Annotated in this window: 15 protein-coding genes and 1 tRNA gene; 7 read left to right on the top strand and 9 right to left on the bottom strand. The window is 65.7% G+C overall.

The genetic code is table 11. The features are described from left to right. The coding region (locus M9H71_RS24125; protein ID WP_455407400.1) for a JAB domain-containing protein at positions 1 to 176 on the top strand (176 nt) is incomplete at its 5' end. Between the two features lie 82 nt (positions 177 to 258). Here M9H71_RS24125 and M9H71_RS24120 read toward each other — a convergent pair. The 5 genes from M9H71_RS24120 to M9H71_RS24100 all read right to left on the bottom strand — a co-directional run bounded on the left by M9H71_RS24120 (position 259) and on the right by M9H71_RS24100 (position 7,561). Continuing rightward, complete coding sequence (locus M9H71_RS24120) at positions 259 to 1,059, bottom strand: crotonase/enoyl-CoA hydratase family protein (RefSeq protein WP_455407399.1); 801 nt, start codon at positions 1,057 to 1,059, stop codon at positions 259 to 261. 145 nt (positions 1,060 to 1,204) lie between these two features. Next, positions 1,205 to 2,656, bottom strand: coding sequence for a glycogen synthase GlgA (glgA, locus tag M9H71_RS24115; RefSeq protein ID WP_455407398.1), 1,452 nt, complete (start codon positions 2,654 to 2,656; stop codon positions 1,205 to 1,207). A 2-nt stretch (positions 2,657 to 2,658) separates the two neighbouring features. Beyond that, a complete protein-coding gene (gene glgC / locus M9H71_RS24110) occupies positions 2,659 to 3,921 on the bottom strand; it encodes a glucose-1-phosphate adenylyltransferase (RefSeq protein ID WP_455407397.1) in 1,263 nt (420 codons plus the stop codon). A 267-nt stretch (positions 3,922 to 4,188) separates the two neighbouring features. Then, on the bottom strand, positions 4,189 to 6,501 hold the full coding sequence (locus M9H71_RS24105) for an FdhF/YdeP family oxidoreductase (RefSeq protein WP_455407396.1): 2,313 nt from the start codon (positions 6,499 to 6,501) through the stop codon (positions 4,189 to 4,191). A gap of 121 nt (positions 6,502 to 6,622) precedes the next feature. Next, a complete protein-coding gene (locus M9H71_RS24100) occupies positions 6,623 to 7,561 on the bottom strand; it encodes a 1-phosphofructokinase (RefSeq protein ID WP_455407395.1) in 939 nt (312 codons plus the stop codon). 222 nt (positions 7,562 to 7,783) lie between these two features. On the opposite strand from M9H71_RS24100, the gene M9H71_RS24095 reads away from it, so the two are divergent. Then, complete coding sequence (locus tag M9H71_RS24095) at positions 7,784 to 9,064, top strand: alpha-glucosidase/alpha-galactosidase (RefSeq protein WP_455407394.1); 1,281 nt, start codon at positions 7,784 to 7,786, stop codon at positions 9,062 to 9,064. 263 nt (positions 9,065 to 9,327) lie between these two features. Here the strand turns inward: M9H71_RS24095 and M9H71_RS24090 are convergent, their stop codons facing one another. Together M9H71_RS24090 and M9H71_RS24085 are read right to left on the bottom strand one after the other, a co-directional pair. Further along, a complete protein-coding gene (locus M9H71_RS24090) occupies positions 9,328 to 10,152 on the bottom strand; it encodes a universal stress protein (protein WP_455407393.1) in 825 nt (274 codons plus the stop codon). A gap of 152 nt (positions 10,153 to 10,304) precedes the next feature. Continuing rightward, on the bottom strand, positions 10,305 to 11,021 hold the full coding sequence (locus tag M9H71_RS24085; RefSeq protein ID WP_455407392.1) for a protein-L-isoaspartate(D-aspartate) O-methyltransferase: 717 nt from the start codon (positions 11,019 to 11,021) through the stop codon (positions 10,305 to 10,307). A 229-nt stretch (positions 11,022 to 11,250) separates the two neighbouring features. Here M9H71_RS24085 and M9H71_RS24080 point away from each other — a divergent pair, with 229 nt between their 5' ends. From M9H71_RS24080 to trxC, 3 genes are all read left to right on the top strand, one after another. Continuing rightward, the gene (locus tag M9H71_RS24080; protein WP_455407391.1) at positions 11,251 to 11,472 is read left to right on the top strand and encodes a ChaB family protein; all 222 of its coding nucleotides are present in this window, start codon (positions 11,251 to 11,253) and stop codon (positions 11,470 to 11,472) included. Between the two features lie 74 nt (positions 11,473 to 11,546). Continuing rightward, complete coding sequence (locus M9H71_RS24075) at positions 11,547 to 12,530, top strand: zinc-dependent alcohol dehydrogenase family protein (protein WP_455407390.1); 984 nt, start codon at positions 11,547 to 11,549, stop codon at positions 12,528 to 12,530. A 135-nt stretch (positions 12,531 to 12,665) separates the two neighbouring features. After that, positions 12,666 to 13,103, top strand: coding sequence for a thioredoxin TrxC (gene trxC, locus M9H71_RS24070; RefSeq protein WP_455407389.1), 438 nt, complete (start codon positions 12,666 to 12,668; stop codon positions 13,101 to 13,103). Here trxC and M9H71_RS24065 read toward each other — a convergent pair whose 3' ends face one another. Next, positions 13,104 to 13,589: an Lrp/AsnC family transcriptional regulator gene (locus tag M9H71_RS24065; protein WP_455407388.1), complete on the bottom strand. Its 486-nt coding sequence runs from the start codon at positions 13,587 to 13,589 to the stop codon at positions 13,104 to 13,106. It lies immediately after the preceding gene. A gap of 108 nt (positions 13,590 to 13,697) precedes the next feature. Between M9H71_RS24065 and megL the strand changes: the two genes are divergently transcribed. Further along, positions 13,698 to 14,882: a methionine gamma-lyase gene (gene megL / locus M9H71_RS24060; protein ID WP_455407387.1), complete on the top strand. Its 1,185-nt coding sequence runs from the start codon at positions 13,698 to 13,700 to the stop codon at positions 14,880 to 14,882. 250 nt (positions 14,883 to 15,132) lie between these two features. Continuing rightward, positions 15,133 to 17,652 (top strand): sensor domain-containing protein, encoded by a 2,520-nt coding sequence (locus M9H71_RS24055; RefSeq protein WP_455407386.1) that lies wholly within the window; start codon positions 15,133 to 15,135, stop codon positions 17,650 to 17,652. Positions 17,653 to 17,684: 32 nt separating this feature from the next. Here M9H71_RS24055 and M9H71_RS24050 read toward each other — a convergent pair. After that, positions 17,685 to 17,759 (bottom strand) — tRNA-Glu (locus M9H71_RS24050). Positions 17,760 to 18,010: the final 251 nt, after the last annotated feature.

The following is an 18,010-nucleotide window of genomic DNA, read 5'->3' as shown; positions in this document are numbered from 1 at the left end:
AACGCCGTGGGATGATGCACAATCACCCCTCCGGCGATCCGACGCCATCGCAGGCCGACATCCAGATGACCAAGTCGATCATGGCGATCGCCGAGCCGCTCGGCATCGCGGTGCATGACCACATCATCGTCGGCAAGAACGGCCACGCCAGCCTCAAGGGGTTGAGGCTGATTTGAGGCAATCCACGACGCCTCCGCCGTCATTGCGAGAAGGCGAAGCCGACGAAGCAATGACGGAGGAGGGCCGCGGCGGTCTCAACTACTCGCCGGCCTGCTTGAACGCGCCGTGCCGGCCTTCGCCTTGCGCGAAGCGGGTCGCGCCGGACAGGGTCTCGCCGGACTGAATCACTTTCAGTCCGCCGCGCATCTCGTTCATGATCGCGTCTTCTTCCGGCAGATCCCATTGCTGCAGGGCCGAGAGGCGATCGGCGCGCAGGCAGGTTTGCGGGAATTGCGCGATCTGCTTGGCGAGTTCGATCGCCTGCGTTCGGGCTTCACCGCGCGGCACCAAGCGGTTGGCGAGCCCCATGCGCAGCGCCTCGGCGCCGCCGACCGGACGGCCGGTGAGGATCAGATCCATCGCCTGCGAATGCCCGATCAGGCGCGGCAGCCGGATGGTGCCGAGATCGATCAGCGGCACACCGAAACGTCGGCAGAACACGCCGAAAGTGGCGTCTTCGGCGACGACGCGCATATCGGCCCACAGCGCCAGCTCGAGCCCGCCGGCGACCGCAAAGCCTTCGACCGCTGCGATCACCGGTTTCGACAGCCGGAGCCGGCTCGGCCCCATCGGCGCCAGCGTGTTGTGGCCGGAGATCTCGCGCTTTTTCTCGGCATCGCCCGCAGCCACCGCCTTCAGATCGGCCCCGGCGCAGAACGTGCCGCCTGCACCGGTGAACACCGCCACCGAGGCAGCCTCGTCGGCGTCAAAGGCCAGGAAGGCGTCGTAGAGCTTCTTGGCGCTAGCGCCGTCGACGGCGTTGCGGCGCTCGGGGCGATTAATGGTGACAATGGTCACCGGACCGTCGCGTTCGATCAGCACGGTATTCTGGCCGGGCATGGGTTTCTCCCTTGTTGTCGTTCGCGTCCCTTCGCGGGATCGTTGTGACAGTATCGCTGTCACGAGCCGCCACGGCGATCAAGACCATCGCGGCAACAGGCTCAGATGCGCGAGATGCTGGCTCAGCTTGCGGGGCGACGGAGGCTCAGCGCTCCGCCACCAGATCACGATACAGCTTCGCGTAGTGCTGGGCGGGGTTCTTCCACGACACATCGGTGGTCATGCCGTTGATCTGCAGATTGCGCCAGGCCGCATGGTCGGCAAACAGCGCATGGGTCTTGGCCAGCGCCTTGATGAGCGCCTGCGCGGTCACCGGCGTGAACTGCACCCCGGTCGCCACCCCGGTGGCCGTGGCCATCTCATTGGCATCGACGACCGTATCCGCCAGCCCGCCGACCCGCGCCACCACCGGCACCGCGCCATAGCGTAGCGCGCAAAGCTGAGTCAGCCCGCAAGGTTCGAAACGCGACGGCACCAGCAGCGCGTCGGCGCCGGCCTGGACTTGGTGAGCCAGCGCCTCGTCGTAGCCGATCACCACACCGACCTGGCCCGGATATTTGCGCGCCGCCTCGCTGAACGCAGCCTCGAGCGGCGCGTCGCCGGCACCGAGCAGCGCGAGCTGATCACCGCTCCCGACCAGCGCGGGCAGCGCTTCGAGCAGCAGATCGAGCCCCTTCTGCCAGGACAGCCTGCTGATCACGCCGTACAGCACGCCACCGGTGTCGTGACTGAGGCCGAACCGTGCCTGCACCGCCTGCTTGTTGCGGGCGCGGGCACCGATGCTTTCAATGTCGTAGGTCGCAGCAATCAGCGCGTCGTTCGCCGGATTCCAGACGTCGGTATCGATGCCGTTGAGGATGCCGGACAACTTCGTCCCGCGCAGCCGCAACAGACCATCCAGCCCCATTCCGGCCTCCGGCCCCTGGATCTCCATCGCATAGCTCGGCGAGACCGTGGTGATGCGGTCCGAGAGCTGCAATCCGGCCTTGAGATAACCGATCGTGCCGTAATACTCGACGCCATCCATGGCGAAGGCGCGCTGCGGCAGCCCGAGCTTGCCGAGCAGGTCCGCCGGAAACTGGCCTTGATAGGCGAGGTTATGGATGGTGAAGATCGTCTTCGGTCCAGGCCGGCCGCTGTATTTCAGATAGGCCGGCACCAGACCGGCCTGCCAATCATGGGCATGCAGCACGTCCGGCGCATAGGTCGGCAGCAGCCCCTGGCCGATCGCCGCACCGACCTTCGCGAGCGCGGCGAAGCGCATCGCGTTGTCGGGCCAATCCTTGCCGTCGGCACCGACATAGGGATTGCCGGGGCGGGCATAGAGATGCGGCGCGTCGAGCACCAGCAGATCGAGGTCGTCGCAGCGCGCCGACAAGAGCCGGGCGGTGCCGCCGAACAGATCATCGAAGCCGTAGACGGGCTGCGGAGCCTCGATCCCGCCGAGCACCGCCGGATAGCCCGGTATCAGCGAGGTGACTGCGACATCATTGGCCTGCAACGCCGCCGGCAGGGCACCGGCGACATCGGCGAGCCCGCCGGTCTTGATCAGCGGAAAGATTTCCGACGCGATCGACAGCGCCGTGATGGATTTCATGGCTATTGCTCGAGTTTCTCGATCATCGCCCGGGTGATCAGGCAGATGCCGTTGTCGGTGCGCCTGAACCGCTTGGCGTCGAGTTCAGGGTCTTCGCCGACAACCAGACCGGGCGGCAGTTTGACTTCGGCGTCGACCACGACATTCGTCAGCCGGCACGACCGCGCGATATCCGCATAGGGCAGCACCACGGTGTTCTCGACGTGCGAATAGGAATGCACCCGGACGCCGGTGAACAGCAGCGAATGCCGCAGCGACGCACCCGAGATGATGCAGCCGCCGGACACCAGCGACGATACCGCTTCACCGCGGCGGCCTTCCTTGTCATGGACGAATTTCGCCGGCGGCGTGATCTCCCCATAGGTCCAGATCGGCCATTCCCGATCGTACAGATCGAGCTGCGGCACGATATCGGTCAGATCGATGTTCGCCGCCCAATAGGCATCGACCGTTCCGACGTCGCGCCAATAGCTGGTCGCCTCGGAATTCGAGCGCCGGCACGACTTGTTGAAGTGATGCGCCACCGCTTTGCCGTGCTTGACCAGATACGGAATGATGTCCTTGCCGAAATCGTGCGACGAATTCGGGTCGGCGTCGTCGCGGCGCAGTTCGTCGAGCAGAAACTTGGTCTCGAACACATAGATGCCCATGCTGACCAGCGCCTTGTCGGGCTTGCCGGGCATTGCCGGCGGATCGGCGGGCTTTTCCAGGAACGAGATGATGCGGTCGGTTTCATCGACATGCATCACACCGAAGGCGGTCGCCTCCGGGCGCTCGACTTCGAGGCAACCGACAGTGACGTCGGCGCCCTGCTCGACGTGCTGCTGCAGCATCTTCTCGTAGTCCATCTTGTAGACGTGGTCGCCGGCCAGCAGCACGATGAACTTCGGATCGTAGCTTTCGATGATGTCGATGTTCTGAAACACCGCATCGGCCGTGCCCCGATACCACATCTCCTCGGAGACGCGCTGGCTGGCGGGCAGAATGTCGAAGCTCTCGTTGCGTTCCGGGCGGAAGAAGTTCCAGCCGCGCTGCAGATGCCGAATCAGGCTGTGCGCCTTGTATTGCGTGGCCACTGCGATTCGGCGAATGCCCGAATTCAGCGCGTTCGACAATGCAAAATCGATGATGCGTGACTTGCCGCCGAAGTACACCGCAGGCTTGGCGCGCCAGTCGGTCAGCTCCATCAGCCGGCTGCCACGTCCCCCTGCCAGCACATAAGCCATTGCGTGACGGGCGAGCGGAGCGGTGACACCTTGACTCATGCGGCCTCTCATTCCAGCGGCCGGAAACCGGCCATTCCTACTTTGCAATCGCGTCTCACGCGTTTCGACGGCGATGTCGCAGCGCCACATAGTGGCTGACGCGTGCAGGCCTTGCAATGCCAGCCACCCGTGTGTCGATGCAACACGCATCGTTCGGTTGGAACCGGTGATCAGGGCAGCGGCGTCGCGCCGTGGCCGAGCATGCATTCTGTCGCGGATTAATCGAGCGGCGTGAACTGGCGATGACGTGGATCAAGCGTGGTGCGGTCAGGTTCGAATCCGCACCGGTACCGATTTCGCCGCAGGCGTCTTCGACGGACCGTCATGATGCCACAGCGGCATCAGCGGATTCATCTCCGGATAATAAGCGCCGAGGCAGCCATCCGGCAGCCTGAACGGCGTCACGCGGAGCGGACCGACTTCGCGATGGACCCCGTCGCCGGCATCGCCTTCGAGCCAGACTTCCTGGCCCTCCGTCAAGCCGGCGCGCGCGATCTCGTCCGGGTTGATCAACAGCACGTCGCGGCGGCCTTCGATGCCGCGCAGCCGGTCGCTCATGCCGTAGATCGTGGTGTTGAACTGGTCGTTCGATCGCATCGTGATCAGCCGATAGCGTCCGGGGGCGTCCGCGAAGCCGATCGAATTCAAGCGCTCAGGCGTGGTGAACTCCGCCTTGCCGCTCTCGGTCTTCCAGATCCGCTCGCGCGCCGCGTTACCCTTGTAGAACCCGCCCGGGGTGAACATCCGCGCATTGAAGTCGTGGAACATCTCCGGGTAGCTATCGGCGATCAGGTCACGCACCAGACCGTAGTCGCCGACCCAGTCGTCCCATCTCACCTTCGGATTGTCGGGCAGCGCGGCCTTGGCGATTCCGGCGATGATCGCCAGCTCCGACTTCAGATGCTCGCTCGCCGGCTGGCGCAGCCCGACCGAGCCTTGAATGCAGCTGAACGTATCTTCCATCGTCACCGCCTGCGGGCCGGTGGCCTGGATGTCCTGCTCGGTGCGCCCGAGGCAGGGCAGCAGATAGGCGGCCTTGCCGTTGACCAGATGGCTGCGATTCAGCTTGGTGGCGATCTGCACGGTGAGCTGCATCCGCGTCCAGGCGTCTTCCATGGCGTCACGCTCGGGAATTGCCCGAACGAAATTGCCGCCGAGCCCGATGAAGGCGTTGACGCTGCCCTCGATGATGCCGTGGCAGGCTTCCACGGTGTTCATGCCCTTGTCGCGCGGCGGGTCGAATCCGAACTGCTCGGCCATCTTGTCGAGCGGGACCAGCTCGGGCTTTTCGGAAATACCGACGGTGCGCTGGCCCTGCACGTTGGAATGCCCACGCACCGGCGAAATGCCGGTGCCATCGCGGCCGATATTGCCCTTGAGCAGCAACAGATCGACGAACATCGCCACGTTGAGAAAGCCGTGGGCATGCTGGGTCAGGCCCATGCCGTACACGCCGATGACGCGCTCGGCCTTCACATAGACGTCGCCGGCGGCTTCGATCGCGGCGCGTGTCAGGCCGGACTCGGCTTCGATCTCGTCCCACGAAGTCGCGCGAACCTTGGCTTCGAACGCGTCGAACCCATGCGTATGCGCCTTGATGAAATCGGCGTCGATCACGCGTTTGCCGTCGCGCCTAGCCTCGTCGTCACGCGCGAAGACATGCTTGCACAGGCCGGTCAGGACGGCGACGTCGCCGCCGACCTTGACCTGATGATACTGGCTGCTGATCCGGGTCTCGCGCCCGGTGAGCATCTCGGCCGGGTTCTGCGGATTGACGAAGCTCTCGAGCCCTTTCTCGCGCACCGGATTGAAGGTGACGATCTCGACGCCGCGCTTGGCGGCCTCCTGCAGCGGATGCAGGAAGCGGGGGCTGTTCGATCCGGTGTTCTGGCCGAAGAAGAACATCGCGTCGCATTTCGACAGGTCGTCGAACACGACGGTGCCGACGCCGACCCCGAGCAGCTTCTTCAGCGCCACCGAGGTGGTCTCGTGACACATGTTGGAGCTGTCGGGCAGATTGTTGTGGCCGTACAGCCGCGCGAACAGCGCGTAGAGATATGAGGTCTCCAGGCTGGCGCGGCCCGACGCATAGAAGATCACCGATTTCGGATCGAGCGATCGCAGATGCTTGCCGATCGCCTGAAACGCTTCGTCCCACGAACACGGCACATAATGATCGGTCGCGGCGTCGTAGCGCATCGGATGGGTGAGCCGGCCCTGCATCTCGAGATCGTAGTCGGACCAGCCCCGCAGCTCGGTGACGCTGTGCTCGGCGAAGAATTCCGGCGTGCAGCGCGCGCTGGTCAGCTCCCACAGCGTCGCCTTGGCGCCGTTCTCGCAGAATTCGAAGGTGTGGTGGTCGGCAGGCTTGGCCCATGAGCACGACACGCACATGAAGCCCTTGGGTTTGTTCTGCCGCATCAAGGTTTCGATCGCGGCCGGCGAGCTCCACTCCTTGCCGAAGATTCGGCTGATCCCCTGCAACGAGCCCCAGCCGCCAGCGGGGCCGTCATATGTGACAGTGCCATCGGCGCCTTCGGGAATTTCGGTGTCGTTCAGTCGGGATTCGTCTTGTGACATGCGAACTCCTGGCAAGGCGCCGCCAGCCAATGCGGCACGTCAACCAGGGGTTCCGCGAACAGTTCCTGCACGGCGCGGCAAAACCGCGCGATCGGGCGCAACGCGCCGAAGCCAGATTCGCTCAGATCGGCTCGATGATCACCTGCGCGTATAGCCGCTCGACCTCGGCGGGCCCGCATAGTTGCGTGCCGTGAACCGTCAGGGTCGCCGAGGCCGCCGCGAGGCCGAGCCGGAATGCGTCCGCGATCGAACCACCCTGCGCCAGCCGATGCGCGATCGCACCCAGGAAGCTGTCGCCAGCGCCGATGGTCGACACCGCCGTGACCGGGAGCGCCGGCGACCGCAGCGCCTCGTCCTTGGTGACCAGCAGCGCACCGAGATGGCCGAGCGACAAGGCCACGATCTCGACCTGGCCGGCGGCGATATGCGCCCGCGCCGCATCGACCCATTCCTTCTCGCAGCCGAGCGGCCGACCGGCGAGCTCCTGCATCTCGCGCAGGTTCGGCTTGATCAACGTCACACCCTGCGCCAGCGCTGCCGCCAGCGGCTTGCCGGAGGTGTCGAGGAAGAACTTGGCGCCGAGCTGCTTGGCCACCGCGGCCGCCCGCGCATAAAAATCGACCGGCACGCCCGGCGGCAGGCTGCCGCTGCCGATCACGATCTTAGGTGCCGGCGAGGTCGCCGCGAGGGTATCGAGCATGCCGCGCCATTCGTGTTCGGCGAGCGGCAGGCCGGGCAGCACGAAGCGGTATTGTTCGCCGGTCGCGTTCTCGCTGACCGAGAAGTCTTCGCGCGTCTCCGCCACGGCTTCGACGATCCGGCTCGGGACGTTCTCTTCGTCGAGCAGCAGCTTCAAGAGCTTGCCGGTGAAGCCGCCGGCTGGAAACACCGCCTCGACGTCGCCGCCGAACCTCTTCACCACCCGCGCCACATTGATCCCACCGCCGCCGGGATCGCGCTTCTGCGCAGCGCAACGCAGCTTGCGGCTCGGCACCAGACGCTCGACCGACGTCGACAGGTCGACCGCAGGATTGGGCGTGAGGGTGACGATGTCGACCATCGTGGGGCGGGCTCCGATTGATGCGTTTTGAAAGTGCCGAATGGCGGGCGGGAGGTGCAGTGTGGCGTGGCCGTGTGCCGGCGCCGTTGATCGGGGTCAAGATCGCGACCGCACGGTTGCGGTTCACTCCTCGAGCGCCGATGCCCGCAGCCGCGCTGCAACGCCCGCGCAGATGTGCCCGTCAAATGCTGACAATCGGCCTGCTGATGGAGACGAGCTGAGATGTCCAATACGACCAAGATCGTCTTCCTCGGCGCTTCCAGTGCGTCGTTCGGTCTCAGCATGTTTCGCGACCTGTTTGCGTCGCCGGTGCTGGCCGGCTCGACGCTGACGCTGGTCGGACGCAATCCGGAAACGCTCGGCCGAATGACCGAGCTGGCGAAGCTGATGAACGCGAGGTCCAGCGCCGGACTGATCATCGAACAGACCACCGACCGCCGCGCCGCACTCGACGGCGCCGGCTTCGTCATCAACGCCACCGCGATCGATCGCAACCGGCTGTGGAAGCAGGACTTCGAGGTGCCGAAGCAGCACGGCATCCGCCACACGCTCGGCGAGAACGGCGGCCCGGGCGGATTGTTCTTCACGCTGCGGACGCTGCCTCTGATATTCGACTTCATTCGCGACATCGAGGAGCTGTGTCCGAACGCGCTGTTCCTCAACTACTCCAATCCCGAGAGCCGGATCATTCTGGCGCTCGGCCGCTACACCAAGGTGCGCCACATCGGGCTGTGCCACGGCATCTTCATGGGCCGCGACGCGATCGCCTACATCATGCAGGTGCCGCGTGACGAAATCGAAGTGTGGGGCGCCGGGCTCAATCACTTCCAATGCCTCATGCAGATCCGTCACCGCGACACCGGCGAGGATCTGTATCCGCGGTTTCGCGCCGCCGAGCAGAGCTTCGATCCGGATGCCTGGCGGTTCACGCGGCGGCTGTATCGCGCGTTCGGCTACTGGCTGACCTGCAGCGACGACCATCTCGGCGAATACCTGCCCTATGGCTGGGAAGCCGGTGAGGAGGGCTACGATTTCGATCAGGACGAACGCTGGCGCGGCGAATTTCTGACGCAGCTCAATGGCGTGCTCGGCGGCACCATGCCGATCCCGCAATGGTGGACCGAACCGTCCGGCGAGCGCGGCGCGGCGGTGATCGCCGCGATGCTGCACAATCAGAAACGCTTCATCGAATCCGGCATCGTCCTCAATCGCGGCGTGATCCCCAACTTGCCCGCGGAGCTGGCGGTTGAAGTGCCGGTGACGGTGGATGCGGCCGGCGTGCATCCGGTGTCGCTCGGCCCGCTGCCGGACCCAATCGCCAAGCTGATGCTGATGCAGGCCAGCGTGCAGCAGCTCGCCGTCGAGGCTGCGGTTCACGCCTCGAAAGAGCTGGCGCTGCAAGCGCTGCTGATCGACCCGGTGGTCAACTCCGCCGTTGCGGCCGAGAAGATTCTCGACGAGCTGTGGGAGATCAACCGGCCGTATATTCGGACGTGTGTTTAGCGTTACTACGCCACGCACACTCGGTCATTGCGGGGCGCACTCGGAGCAATCGCAATGGTCATTCCGGGGCGCTTGCGTCAGCAAGCGAACCCGGAATCTCGACGTCGTGGAAAACGCCGGGTGCGCGACAATCTCGGGATTCCGGGTTCGCGCTGCGCGCGCCCCGGAATGACGGTGACTTGGGAATGATGGTGACCTGAAGGGTCTCTTCGCTGCGCTCGCAATGACGATCGCGAGTTCGGCCAGAGTGCCGAACGCCCGCCTCAGTGCGACATCAGCACCGGGACGGTCATCGACGTCAGCATCTCGCGGGTGACGCCGCCGAGCACGAATTCGCGCAGACGGGAGTGGCCATAGCCACCCATCACCAGCAGATCGGCAGACGAATCGGCGACGTGCGACAGAATGGTGGCGGCGACGCCGATATCCGGCGCCGTAATGGTCTTGATGTCGACCTTGACGTCGTAGCGCGCCAGATGGTTCGCCATCTCGATGCCGCGCAGCTCGCTCGGATCGCGCACCTTGTGGTCGCGCACGATCAGAAGCTCGACCTGGCCGGCGCGACGCAGGAAAGGCTTGGCGTCGTTGATGGCGCGGGTCGCGGCGCGGCTGCCGTCCCAGCAGCAGATCACCCGATCGAGCTTTGGTGCGGCCTTCTGGATGTAGGGCACGATCAGCAGCGGGCGACCGGAATCGAACAGCACCTGCTCGATCAGGATGTCGTTGTCGCCGTTCTCGGCGTCGGACTGCATGATCACCGACAGGTCGAACCGCCGCGCCATCTTCGGGAAGCGTCCCGAGGTGCCGTAGGCGGTCTCCAGCAGATGATGCTCGGCGGAAACACCTTCGCGCTTGCAGGCCGCCTCGAACTGCACGACTGCGGCGCGCGCCGCGTCCTCGCTCGCCGCCAACATCTTGCTCAGCACGTCGGACGGAAAGTCCGGCATCGTGAAGCTCGGCAGCGAATCATAGGCGAAGCAGCAACCCGCCACATGGGCGTTGAACATTTCGGCGACGCCGATCGCGATATCCACGATCTGCTGGCGCTCCTTGCTACGTTCGAGATTGACGATGAGATCCTTGATCATGTCGCGCTCCCCGGCTGCGTCTTGTTGGATTTGATTCGAACTGGTGATGAAGGGGGCCGTGACGATCGCCAGCGGCCAATCTTCGAACTTCTAGCACCGCCTTTATTCTAGACCGATGAAGATCGGGCAATGCTGATCTTCCGCAAGGTCGATCATCGCTCGTCGCGCGCCGATCTGTCGGCGGCCTCCGGCGATGGCCACCCCTCGGCGCCGATCAGCGGCACGAAGCGGACATGGCCGAGCCGGTCGCGCTGGTAGTCGGCCTCGCCCCGCCGCGTCAGGCACACCAGGTCCTGAGCCTCCAGGTCGGCACCGACCGGCATCACCAACCGGCCGCCGATCTTCAGTTGCGCCTTCAGCGTCTCGGGCACTTGCGGACCACCGGCCGCGACCGCGATCGCATCATAGGGCGCAGCCTGCGGCCAGCCTCGGGTGCCGTCGGCCAGACGGACGTCGACGTTGCCATAGCCGAGCTCGGCGAGCTTCGCCGTCGCCGTGTCCGCCAAGGTGGCGATGCGTTCGACCGTGGTGACGCGCCCGGCGATCTCGGCCAGCACCGCCGCGGCGTAGCCCGAGCCGGTGCCGATTTCGAGCACGTTATCGCCGCCCTGCAACCGCAGAGCTTCGGCCATCAGAGCGACGATGTAAGGCTGCGACATCGTCTGCCCGCCGGGAATCGGCACCGGCCCGTCTTCGTAGGCGAGATCGCGCCGCGCATCGGGTAGGAACGCATCGCGCGGCACCTTGCCCATCGCGGCGAGCACCCTGGCGTCGCCGACGCCGCGCGCCGCGATCTGACGTTCGACCATCAGCGCACGCTGCACCGCGAACGAGCGGCTGTCCGGCGGCCGAGGTTCTGGCGAAGTCATCACCACCTCCGACGCGTGTCATCGACCAAGGCCGTCCAGGCCAGGCCGCAGCCGGTCGCAGAGCGGCGACCGGCCCACCGTCCGATCGCGCGCGACGATGTTCGGCGCGACGCGAGCCCGCCGCAATAGGGTGCGAGCGTTGCGCAAGTCGCGGCTTCGGCGCGTGACGTAACGGGCCGTCGGCCGCCACGGTCTCGGCGAAGCGGCGGCACCAGCAGGGAGGGCACGCGTGCCTTACGCTTCCACGGACGATCTTCCGCCAGGGCTGCAGGTACGTCTGCCGCTACATGCGCAGGAGATCTACATCGCCGCATTCAACAACGCCTTCGCCGAATACCAGGACCGTGGCGCGGAGGAGCAAGAGGCCACCGCTCATCGCGTCGCCTGGGCGGCGGTGAAGAAACTGTACCGCAAGCAAGGCGAAAACTGGGTGGCGCGCGAGCGGAACTGATCCGCTCCGCTTTGATCGATCCGCGCGGCGCAATATAACCGAACGCATCCGATCTCCGCCCCAGGAGTCCCGCAATGGACGCGATGGTGCTGACCGCGCCCGGCACGCCGCTGCAATGGCAGGAGCGGGACACGCCGCATCCGGGTAACGGCGAGGTGCTGGTGACGGTGAGCGCCTGCGGCGTCTGCCGCACCGACCTGCACGTTCTCGACGGCGAACTGCCGAACATCCGCTATCCGATCATTCCCGGCCACGAGATCGTCGGCCGCGTCGCTGCGGTCGGCGCCGGCGTCACCACGCACCGGATCGGCGACCGCGTCGGCATTCCCTGGCTGGGCCACACCTGCGGGGTGTGCCGCTACTGCCGAAGCGGCATGGAGAACCTGTGCGATGCGCCGCTGTTCACCGGCTACACCCGCGACGGCGGCTTTGCGACCCACGCTATCGCCGACGCGCGCTACGCATTTCCGCTCGGCGAGGGCGGCGCCGACGTCGCGATTGCGCCGCTGCTGTGCGCCGGGCTGATCGGCTGGCGCTCGCTGGTGATCGCAGGCGAGGCGGAGCGGCTCGGCATCTACGGTTTCGGCGCCGCAGGCCACATCGTGGCGCAGGTCGCGCGCTGGCAGGGCCGGCAGGTTTACGCCTTCACCCGCGGCGGCGATGTCGCCGCGCAGGATTTCGCCCGCAGTTTGGGGGCAGTATGGGCGGGTGCGTCGGAAGATCTGCCGCCCGAGCCGCTCGACGCCGCCATCATCTACGCGCCGGTCGGCAGCTTGGTGCCGGCCGCGCTGAAGGCAGTGCGCAAAGGCGGCCGCGTGGTCTGCGCCGGCATCCATATGAGCGACATCCCGAGCTTTCCCTACGGCCTGCTGTGGGAAGAACGCCAGCTCGTCTCGGTCGCCAATCTGACCCGGCAGGACGGTGTCGATTTTCTCGATGTCGCGGCCCACGCCGGCATCCGGACCGAGACCCACGCGTTTCCGCTGCGCGAGGCTGGCGCCGTGCTCGGCCAGCTCCGCGCCGGCGAGCTGCTCGGCGCCGCCGTGCTGGTGCCATAGCTCCTTCCGTCATTGCGAACGCAGCGAAGCAATCCAGCGGCCTCGTGCACGGAGCCGCTGGATTGCTTCGTCGGCTTTCGCCTCCTCGCAATGACGAAGGGAGCGCCTAAATAATCGATCGAGGAGGCCCCGATCATGTCCGATCATCTGGTGGTGTGCACGCATTGCGGCGGCGTCAACCGGCTGCCGGAGCAGCGCCCGGCGCAGGACGGCAAATGCGGAAAATGCGGCACCAAGCTGTTCGAAGGCCATCCGGCCGACGTCGGCGGCGATCTGTTCGACAAGCAGGTCGCGCGCAGCAGCGTGCCGGTGCTGGTCGACGTCTGGGCGCCGTGGTGCGGTCCGTGCCGGGCGATGGCGCCGGCCTATGAGCAGGCGGCGCGCGAGCTGGAGCCGCAAGTTCGGCTGATCAAGCTGAACTCCGACAACGAACAGCAGATCGCCGCCCGGCTCGGCATCCAGGGCATCCCGACAATGATCCTGTTTAAGAACGGCCGCGAGCGCGCTCGCACCTCCGGCGCGATGCCGGCGGGCGAGATCGTGCGCTGGGTGCGGCAGCACCTGCCGGCGTGATCATGCCGCCGGCAGTGGCAGCGGTCCGCTGAGCTTGTAACTGCGCATCGCGAACGAGGTGCGGATGTCCCGCACCGTCGGCAGGGCGAGCAACCCGCGCAGCACCGTCGCCTCGTAGCTGGCGATATCCGGCACCACCACTTCGAGCAGGAAGTCGCTGTCGCCGGACACCAGATGGCAGGCGACTACCTCCGGCATGGTCTGCACCGCGGCGATGAAGCTCTCGGCATTGTCGCGGGAATGCCGCTCGACCCGGATGAAGGCGAACGCCGTCACCGCCAGCCCGACCGCGGCGCGGTCGACCAGCGCTCGGTAGCTCGCCAGCACGCCGGCCTGCTCCAGCAGCTTGACCCGCCGCGAGCACGGCGATGGCGACAACCCGACCTTCTCGGCCAGCACGATATTGGGAATCCGGGCGTCGGCCTGCAGCTCGGCGAGGATCCTGAGATCGATCGCATCCAGGGCAATCTTGGCAGGATTCGACATATGTTGCGCAGCATAATGACGAAGATTGCTAAATCGTATGCCTAACGTAGCATGATTGGCAAGTTCGACGGCGGGTTTCGGGCCATACTGCGCGCAAAGGAGCCCGCCATGACCGAACCCACGCGCCCGCCCGGCTTTGCCACCACCGCGATCCACCACGGCTACGACCCACTCGCCCATCATGGCGCACTCAACCCACCGCTGTTCCTGACCTCGACCTACGCCTTCGCCAGCGCCGCCGAGGGCGCGGCGCGGTTCGCCGGCGAGGCCGAGGGCTTCGTGTATTCGCGAGTCGGCAATCCGACGGTGGCGGTGCTGGAAAGCCGGCTCGCAGCACTGGAGGGCGGAGAGGCCGCGCTCGCCACCGCGTCGGGGGTCGGCGCCCTGACGGCGCTGATCTGGACGCTGCTGAAGACCGGCGACCACATCGTCGCCGACCAGATGCTGTACGGCTGCACCTTCGGGCTGTTCGAACATCATCTGCCGCGGTTCGGCATTCAGGTCACCTTCGCCGACCTCACCGACACGACCAATCTGCAGGCGGCGCTCACCGCCAATACCAGGCTGGTGTTCACCGAAACTCCGACCAATCCGAACATGCGGCTTGTCGATATCGCGGCGTGCGCGGACGTGTGCCGCCGCGCCGGCGTCCGCCTCGTCGTCGACAACACGTACTGCACGCCCTATCTGCAGCGCCCGCTCGATCTTGGCGCCGATCTCGTCACTCATTCGGCCACCAAGTACCTCGGCGGCCACGGCGATCTCTTAGCCGGCGCTGTAGTGGGGCCGAAGGAGATCATCGATCAGCTCCGCTTCACCGGCATCAAGGAGCTGAATGGCGCCTGTATCTCGGCGTTCGATGCCTTCCTGATCCTGCGCGGCCTGAAGACGCTGAATCTGCGGATGGACCGCCACAGCGCCACGGCTTCGAAGCTCGCCCACGACCTCGAAGCGCATCCCGCTGTCGCTGCGGTGTATTACCCCGGCCTCGACAGCCATCCGCAGCGCGCGTTGGCACAACGGCAGATGCGGCAGCCGGGCGGCATGATCGCGCTCGAACTCAAAGGCGGCTTAGCCGCCGGCCGCAGCTTCATGGATAACGTCAAACTCGCCACCCGCGCCGTCAGCCTCGGCGATGCCGAGACGCTGATCCAGCACCCGGCCAGCATGACCCACGCCACCTACGATCCGGCCGAGCGCGCGCGGCACGGATTTACCGACGGACTGATCCGGCTCTCGGTGGGGCTCGAGGACTACGAGGATCTGCGGGAGGATTTGCTGCGGGCGCTGTGAAGTAAGCGATCCTGACCGATCAGCAGAGGCGCTACGCGCGGACCTGGCGGAACTGACGGCGCGACTTCGACCTTGGCAGGACTGCGGCCCCGTCCGGTTCCCGCCCAGGTTCACGCAATTTATACCACGATAGTGAGCACTCTAATCGTATCGACACTTGCCGCTCTGCTACCCGGCCGCCTCATGTTACGACTGTATCATAGTGCGCGTTGGTCTTCGGTGGGGAAAGATGGCCGTTCGGGGAGCGTCATTGCGGCAGCGCTACCCACGAGAACCGCGGGGGTGGCATCAGGAGTGGTCGCTGCGCCGCGCGATGCGGATGGCGCGTATCGCGTACTGGGAGTCTTACAGCGCCACCGCGGCCGACTTCTGGATGTCGCCCGATTTTGCCGCCCTCTACGACTTCGAAACGCCGAATGGGTCGGCTCCGCTTGCGGCGCCCTGCGAGCGTGATCCGGTCAAAAACCACGATGGTTTGCAGGCCCATTACGCCGCATGCTGGGCGGAGGGGCGACCCTTCGCGGTGGAGACGAAACTCCTCAAGTCCGATGGCAGTCCGTTCGATTGCGTCGTGCACGGCGAGCCGGAGTTCGACGCGAACGGGCAGGTCCAGCGGGTGTTCGGCATTGTCCGGGACGTCACGCCGGAAACGTCTGCTCTCCGGCAACTCGCCGAGAGCGAGCAGCGGCTCGCGGACTTCGTCAGCACCGCGTCGGACTGGTGCTGGGAGAGCGGCCCCGACCATCGGCTGCTGCCCCATCCGGAATCAGTCGATGGCAATGCGGCCCTGCAAACCGTCGCGTCCGGCGGGAAAGCGCGCTGGGAGCTGTCCTGCGTGCCGGAAGATCAAGGCGCCATGACCCTGCACAGGGCCGACATGGAGGCCCATCGCGCTTTCCGCGACTTCGTCTACACCTCGATCGGGGATGATGGCTCGCGGGTCAGCATCCGCACGAGCGGCAAGCCGATCTTTGGCGATAACGGAACCTTCCTGGGCTATCGCGGCACGGCGAGTGACATCACCCAGCTCGAGGTCGCCCGCACCTTGCTCGACCAGCGCACGCGCGCTCTGGAAGAGGCTCACCAGCTCGGTAAGATCGGAACCTGGCATCATCGGCTCGACGTCGGCCGAACCGTATGGTCGCCCGAACTCTATCACCTGATTGGCCTGGAGCCGGACGCCTTCAAACCGACCTATGACAACACGACGTCGTATTTTCTGGGCGACGATGCTCAGCGTCTTCTGAAGCTGCAGGGCCGTGTCCTGCGCACCAGCAAGACCGAAGCCACAGACATCCGAATCCTGCACACCGACGGCGCGCCGCGCGATCTGGCGATCATCTGCAAGGCCGAGATTGCGAACGGACAGATCATCGGCCTCGTCGGCACCGCCCAAGACGTCACCGAGCGCAAGGAGGCCGAGCGCCGGCTCGAGCAGCTCGCCTATACCGATCCTCTGACGGGGCTCGCCAATCGGGCGCTGTTCAAGCGCAGGCTCGCCGATCTTTTCGAGGCGCGCATCTCGGAAGACGGACACACCGCGCTGTATCTGATCGACCTTGATCGCTTCAAGGAGGTCAACGATTCGCTGGGTCACTCAACCGGCGACAGCCTGCTGATTCATGTTGCTGGCGTGCTGAGGCAAGAGCTGGATCCGCAGGCCTTCATCGCCCGGATCGGCGGCGACGAATTCGCGGTGCTGATGAGCAGCTCCTGCACGTCCACCGAAGCGCCGATCGCCCTTGCTGAGCGATTGATCGCGAAACTGTCGGTCCCGGTCGAGCTTGCCGAGGGCGAGGCCTGCATCGGCGCCACCATCGGCATCGCGCTGCTGCCGGAGCATGGCGCAACCGCCGAGAAGGCTTCGCGCAACGCGGACCTTGCGCTCTACATGGCCAAAGAGGCCGGACGCGGCCGCGCGCAGCTTTTCGAGCCGGTCTACGCCGAGGCAGTCGATCAGAAGCTGGACCTAGGCCGGCGGCTGCGCCACGCCGTCGAAAGCGGCGACCTCCGGACCCATTACCAGCCGCAGATCGATCTGAAGACCGGCCGAGTGGTCGGCTTCGAGGCGCTGCTGCGGTGGAGCCATCCCGAGCGCGGACCGATTTCGCCATCGGAGTTCATTCCGATCGCGGAAAGCACCGGCCTGATCGTCGATCTCGGCCATTGGGTCCTGCGCGACGCCTGCAGGCAGATGCGCGGCTGGCTGGACGCCGGATTGCCGACCCGATCGATCTCGGTGAACGTGTCTCCGGCGCAGATCTGGAACGGCGATTTCGAGAAAGTCGTGTCCGCGGTGCTCGCAGAGACCGGCCTGCCTCCGGAGCTGCTCTGGCTGGAGCTGACCGAGAGTCTGTTCGTCGATCACACCAAGCAGAAGGTCAGCAGTACGCTTGCGGCGCTGTCGAAGCTGGGCATCGGGCTCGCGCTCGACGATTTCGGCTCCGGCTATTCGTCGCTCGGCTATCTGACGCGTCTTCCATTCAATTGCCTGAAGATCGACCGGTCATTCGTGAGCGGCATCGCCACTGTGCCCGAGAAACGCAAACTACTCGGCGGCATCATCGCGCTGTCGCACGGGCTCGGCATGAGCGTGGTGGCGGAAGGCGCCGAATTGCAGGCTGAAGTGGACCTGCTCGCCGCGTTCGACTGCGACTTCGTCCAGGGCTACGCGTTCTCGAAGCCGGTCGCGGCGGATCAGGCAGTAGCGGTGGCTGCGGAGATCGAACGGGAAGCCGAACAGAGCCGTGATACGCAGGAATCGGCGTAGCGAGGGCAAGTGCTCGGATATTTGAACGAGACTGGCGCTCCCTAGGGGAATCGAACCCCTGTTTCAGCCTTGAGAGGGCCGCGTCCTAACCGCTAGACGAAGGGAGCGTGAGGGCCGCACCAATAGCCGCGAAACCGCGCCGCCGCAAGATCGCGGGCGGGCAATTTCTGGCGTCATGCCCGGCCTTGTGCCGGGCATCCACGCCTTCGGGCCGTGCGGGTGGGCGTGGATGGCCGGGTCAAGCCCGGCCATGACGGAGTTCTTAGGACAGGCGCAGCGGTCAACGGGGCTGGTTCGCTCTGCCCCCATCCGCCGCCTACGGCTCGGTGGCGAAGGTCAGGCGGCCGGTCGGGTTGTG

Source organism: Rhodopseudomonas parapalustris (genome assembly GCF_053772255.1).
This window is presented reverse-complemented; position numbering and strand designations above follow the sequence as displayed.

What these genes read in the sequence shown, in the direction of transcription:
- M9H71_RS24120 (WP_455407399.1), bottom strand. Translation starts at nt 1,059, where the DNA reads ATGCCCGGCCAGAATACCGTGCTGATCGAACGCGACGGTCCGGTGACC.
- glgA (WP_455407398.1), bottom strand. Translation starts at nt 2,656, where the DNA reads ATGAAATCCATCACGGCGCTGTCGATCGCGTCGGAAATCTTTCCGCTG.
- glgC (WP_455407397.1), bottom strand. Translation starts at nt 3,921, where the DNA reads ATGAGTCAAGGTGTCACCGCTCCGCTCGCCCGTCACGCAATGGCTTAT.
- M9H71_RS24105 (WP_455407396.1), bottom strand. Translation starts at nt 6,501, where the DNA reads ATGTCACAAGACGAATCCCGACTGAACGACACCGAAATTCCCGAAGGC.
- M9H71_RS24100 (WP_455407395.1), bottom strand. Translation starts at nt 7,561, where the DNA reads ATGGTCGACATCGTCACCCTCACGCCCAATCCTGCGGTCGACCTGTCG.
- M9H71_RS24095 (WP_455407394.1), top strand. Translation starts at nt 7,784, where the DNA reads ATGTCCAATACGACCAAGATCGTCTTCCTCGGCGCTTCCAGTGCGTCG.
- M9H71_RS24090 (WP_455407393.1), bottom strand. Translation starts at nt 10,152, where the DNA reads ATGATCAAGGATCTCATCGTCAATCTCGAACGTAGCAAGGAGCGCCAG.
- M9H71_RS24085 (WP_455407392.1), bottom strand. Translation starts at nt 11,021, where the DNA reads ATGACTTCGCCAGAACCTCGGCCGCCGGACAGCCGCTCGTTCGCGGTG.
- M9H71_RS24075 (WP_455407390.1), top strand. Translation starts at nt 11,547, where the DNA reads ATGGACGCGATGGTGCTGACCGCGCCCGGCACGCCGCTGCAATGGCAG.
- trxC (WP_455407389.1), top strand. Translation starts at nt 12,666, where the DNA reads ATGTCCGATCATCTGGTGGTGTGCACGCATTGCGGCGGCGTCAACCGG.
- M9H71_RS24065 (WP_455407388.1), bottom strand. Translation starts at nt 13,589, where the DNA reads ATGTCGAATCCTGCCAAGATTGCCCTGGATGCGATCGATCTCAGGATC.
- megL (WP_455407387.1), top strand. Translation starts at nt 13,698, where the DNA reads ATGACCGAACCCACGCGCCCGCCCGGCTTTGCCACCACCGCGATCCAC.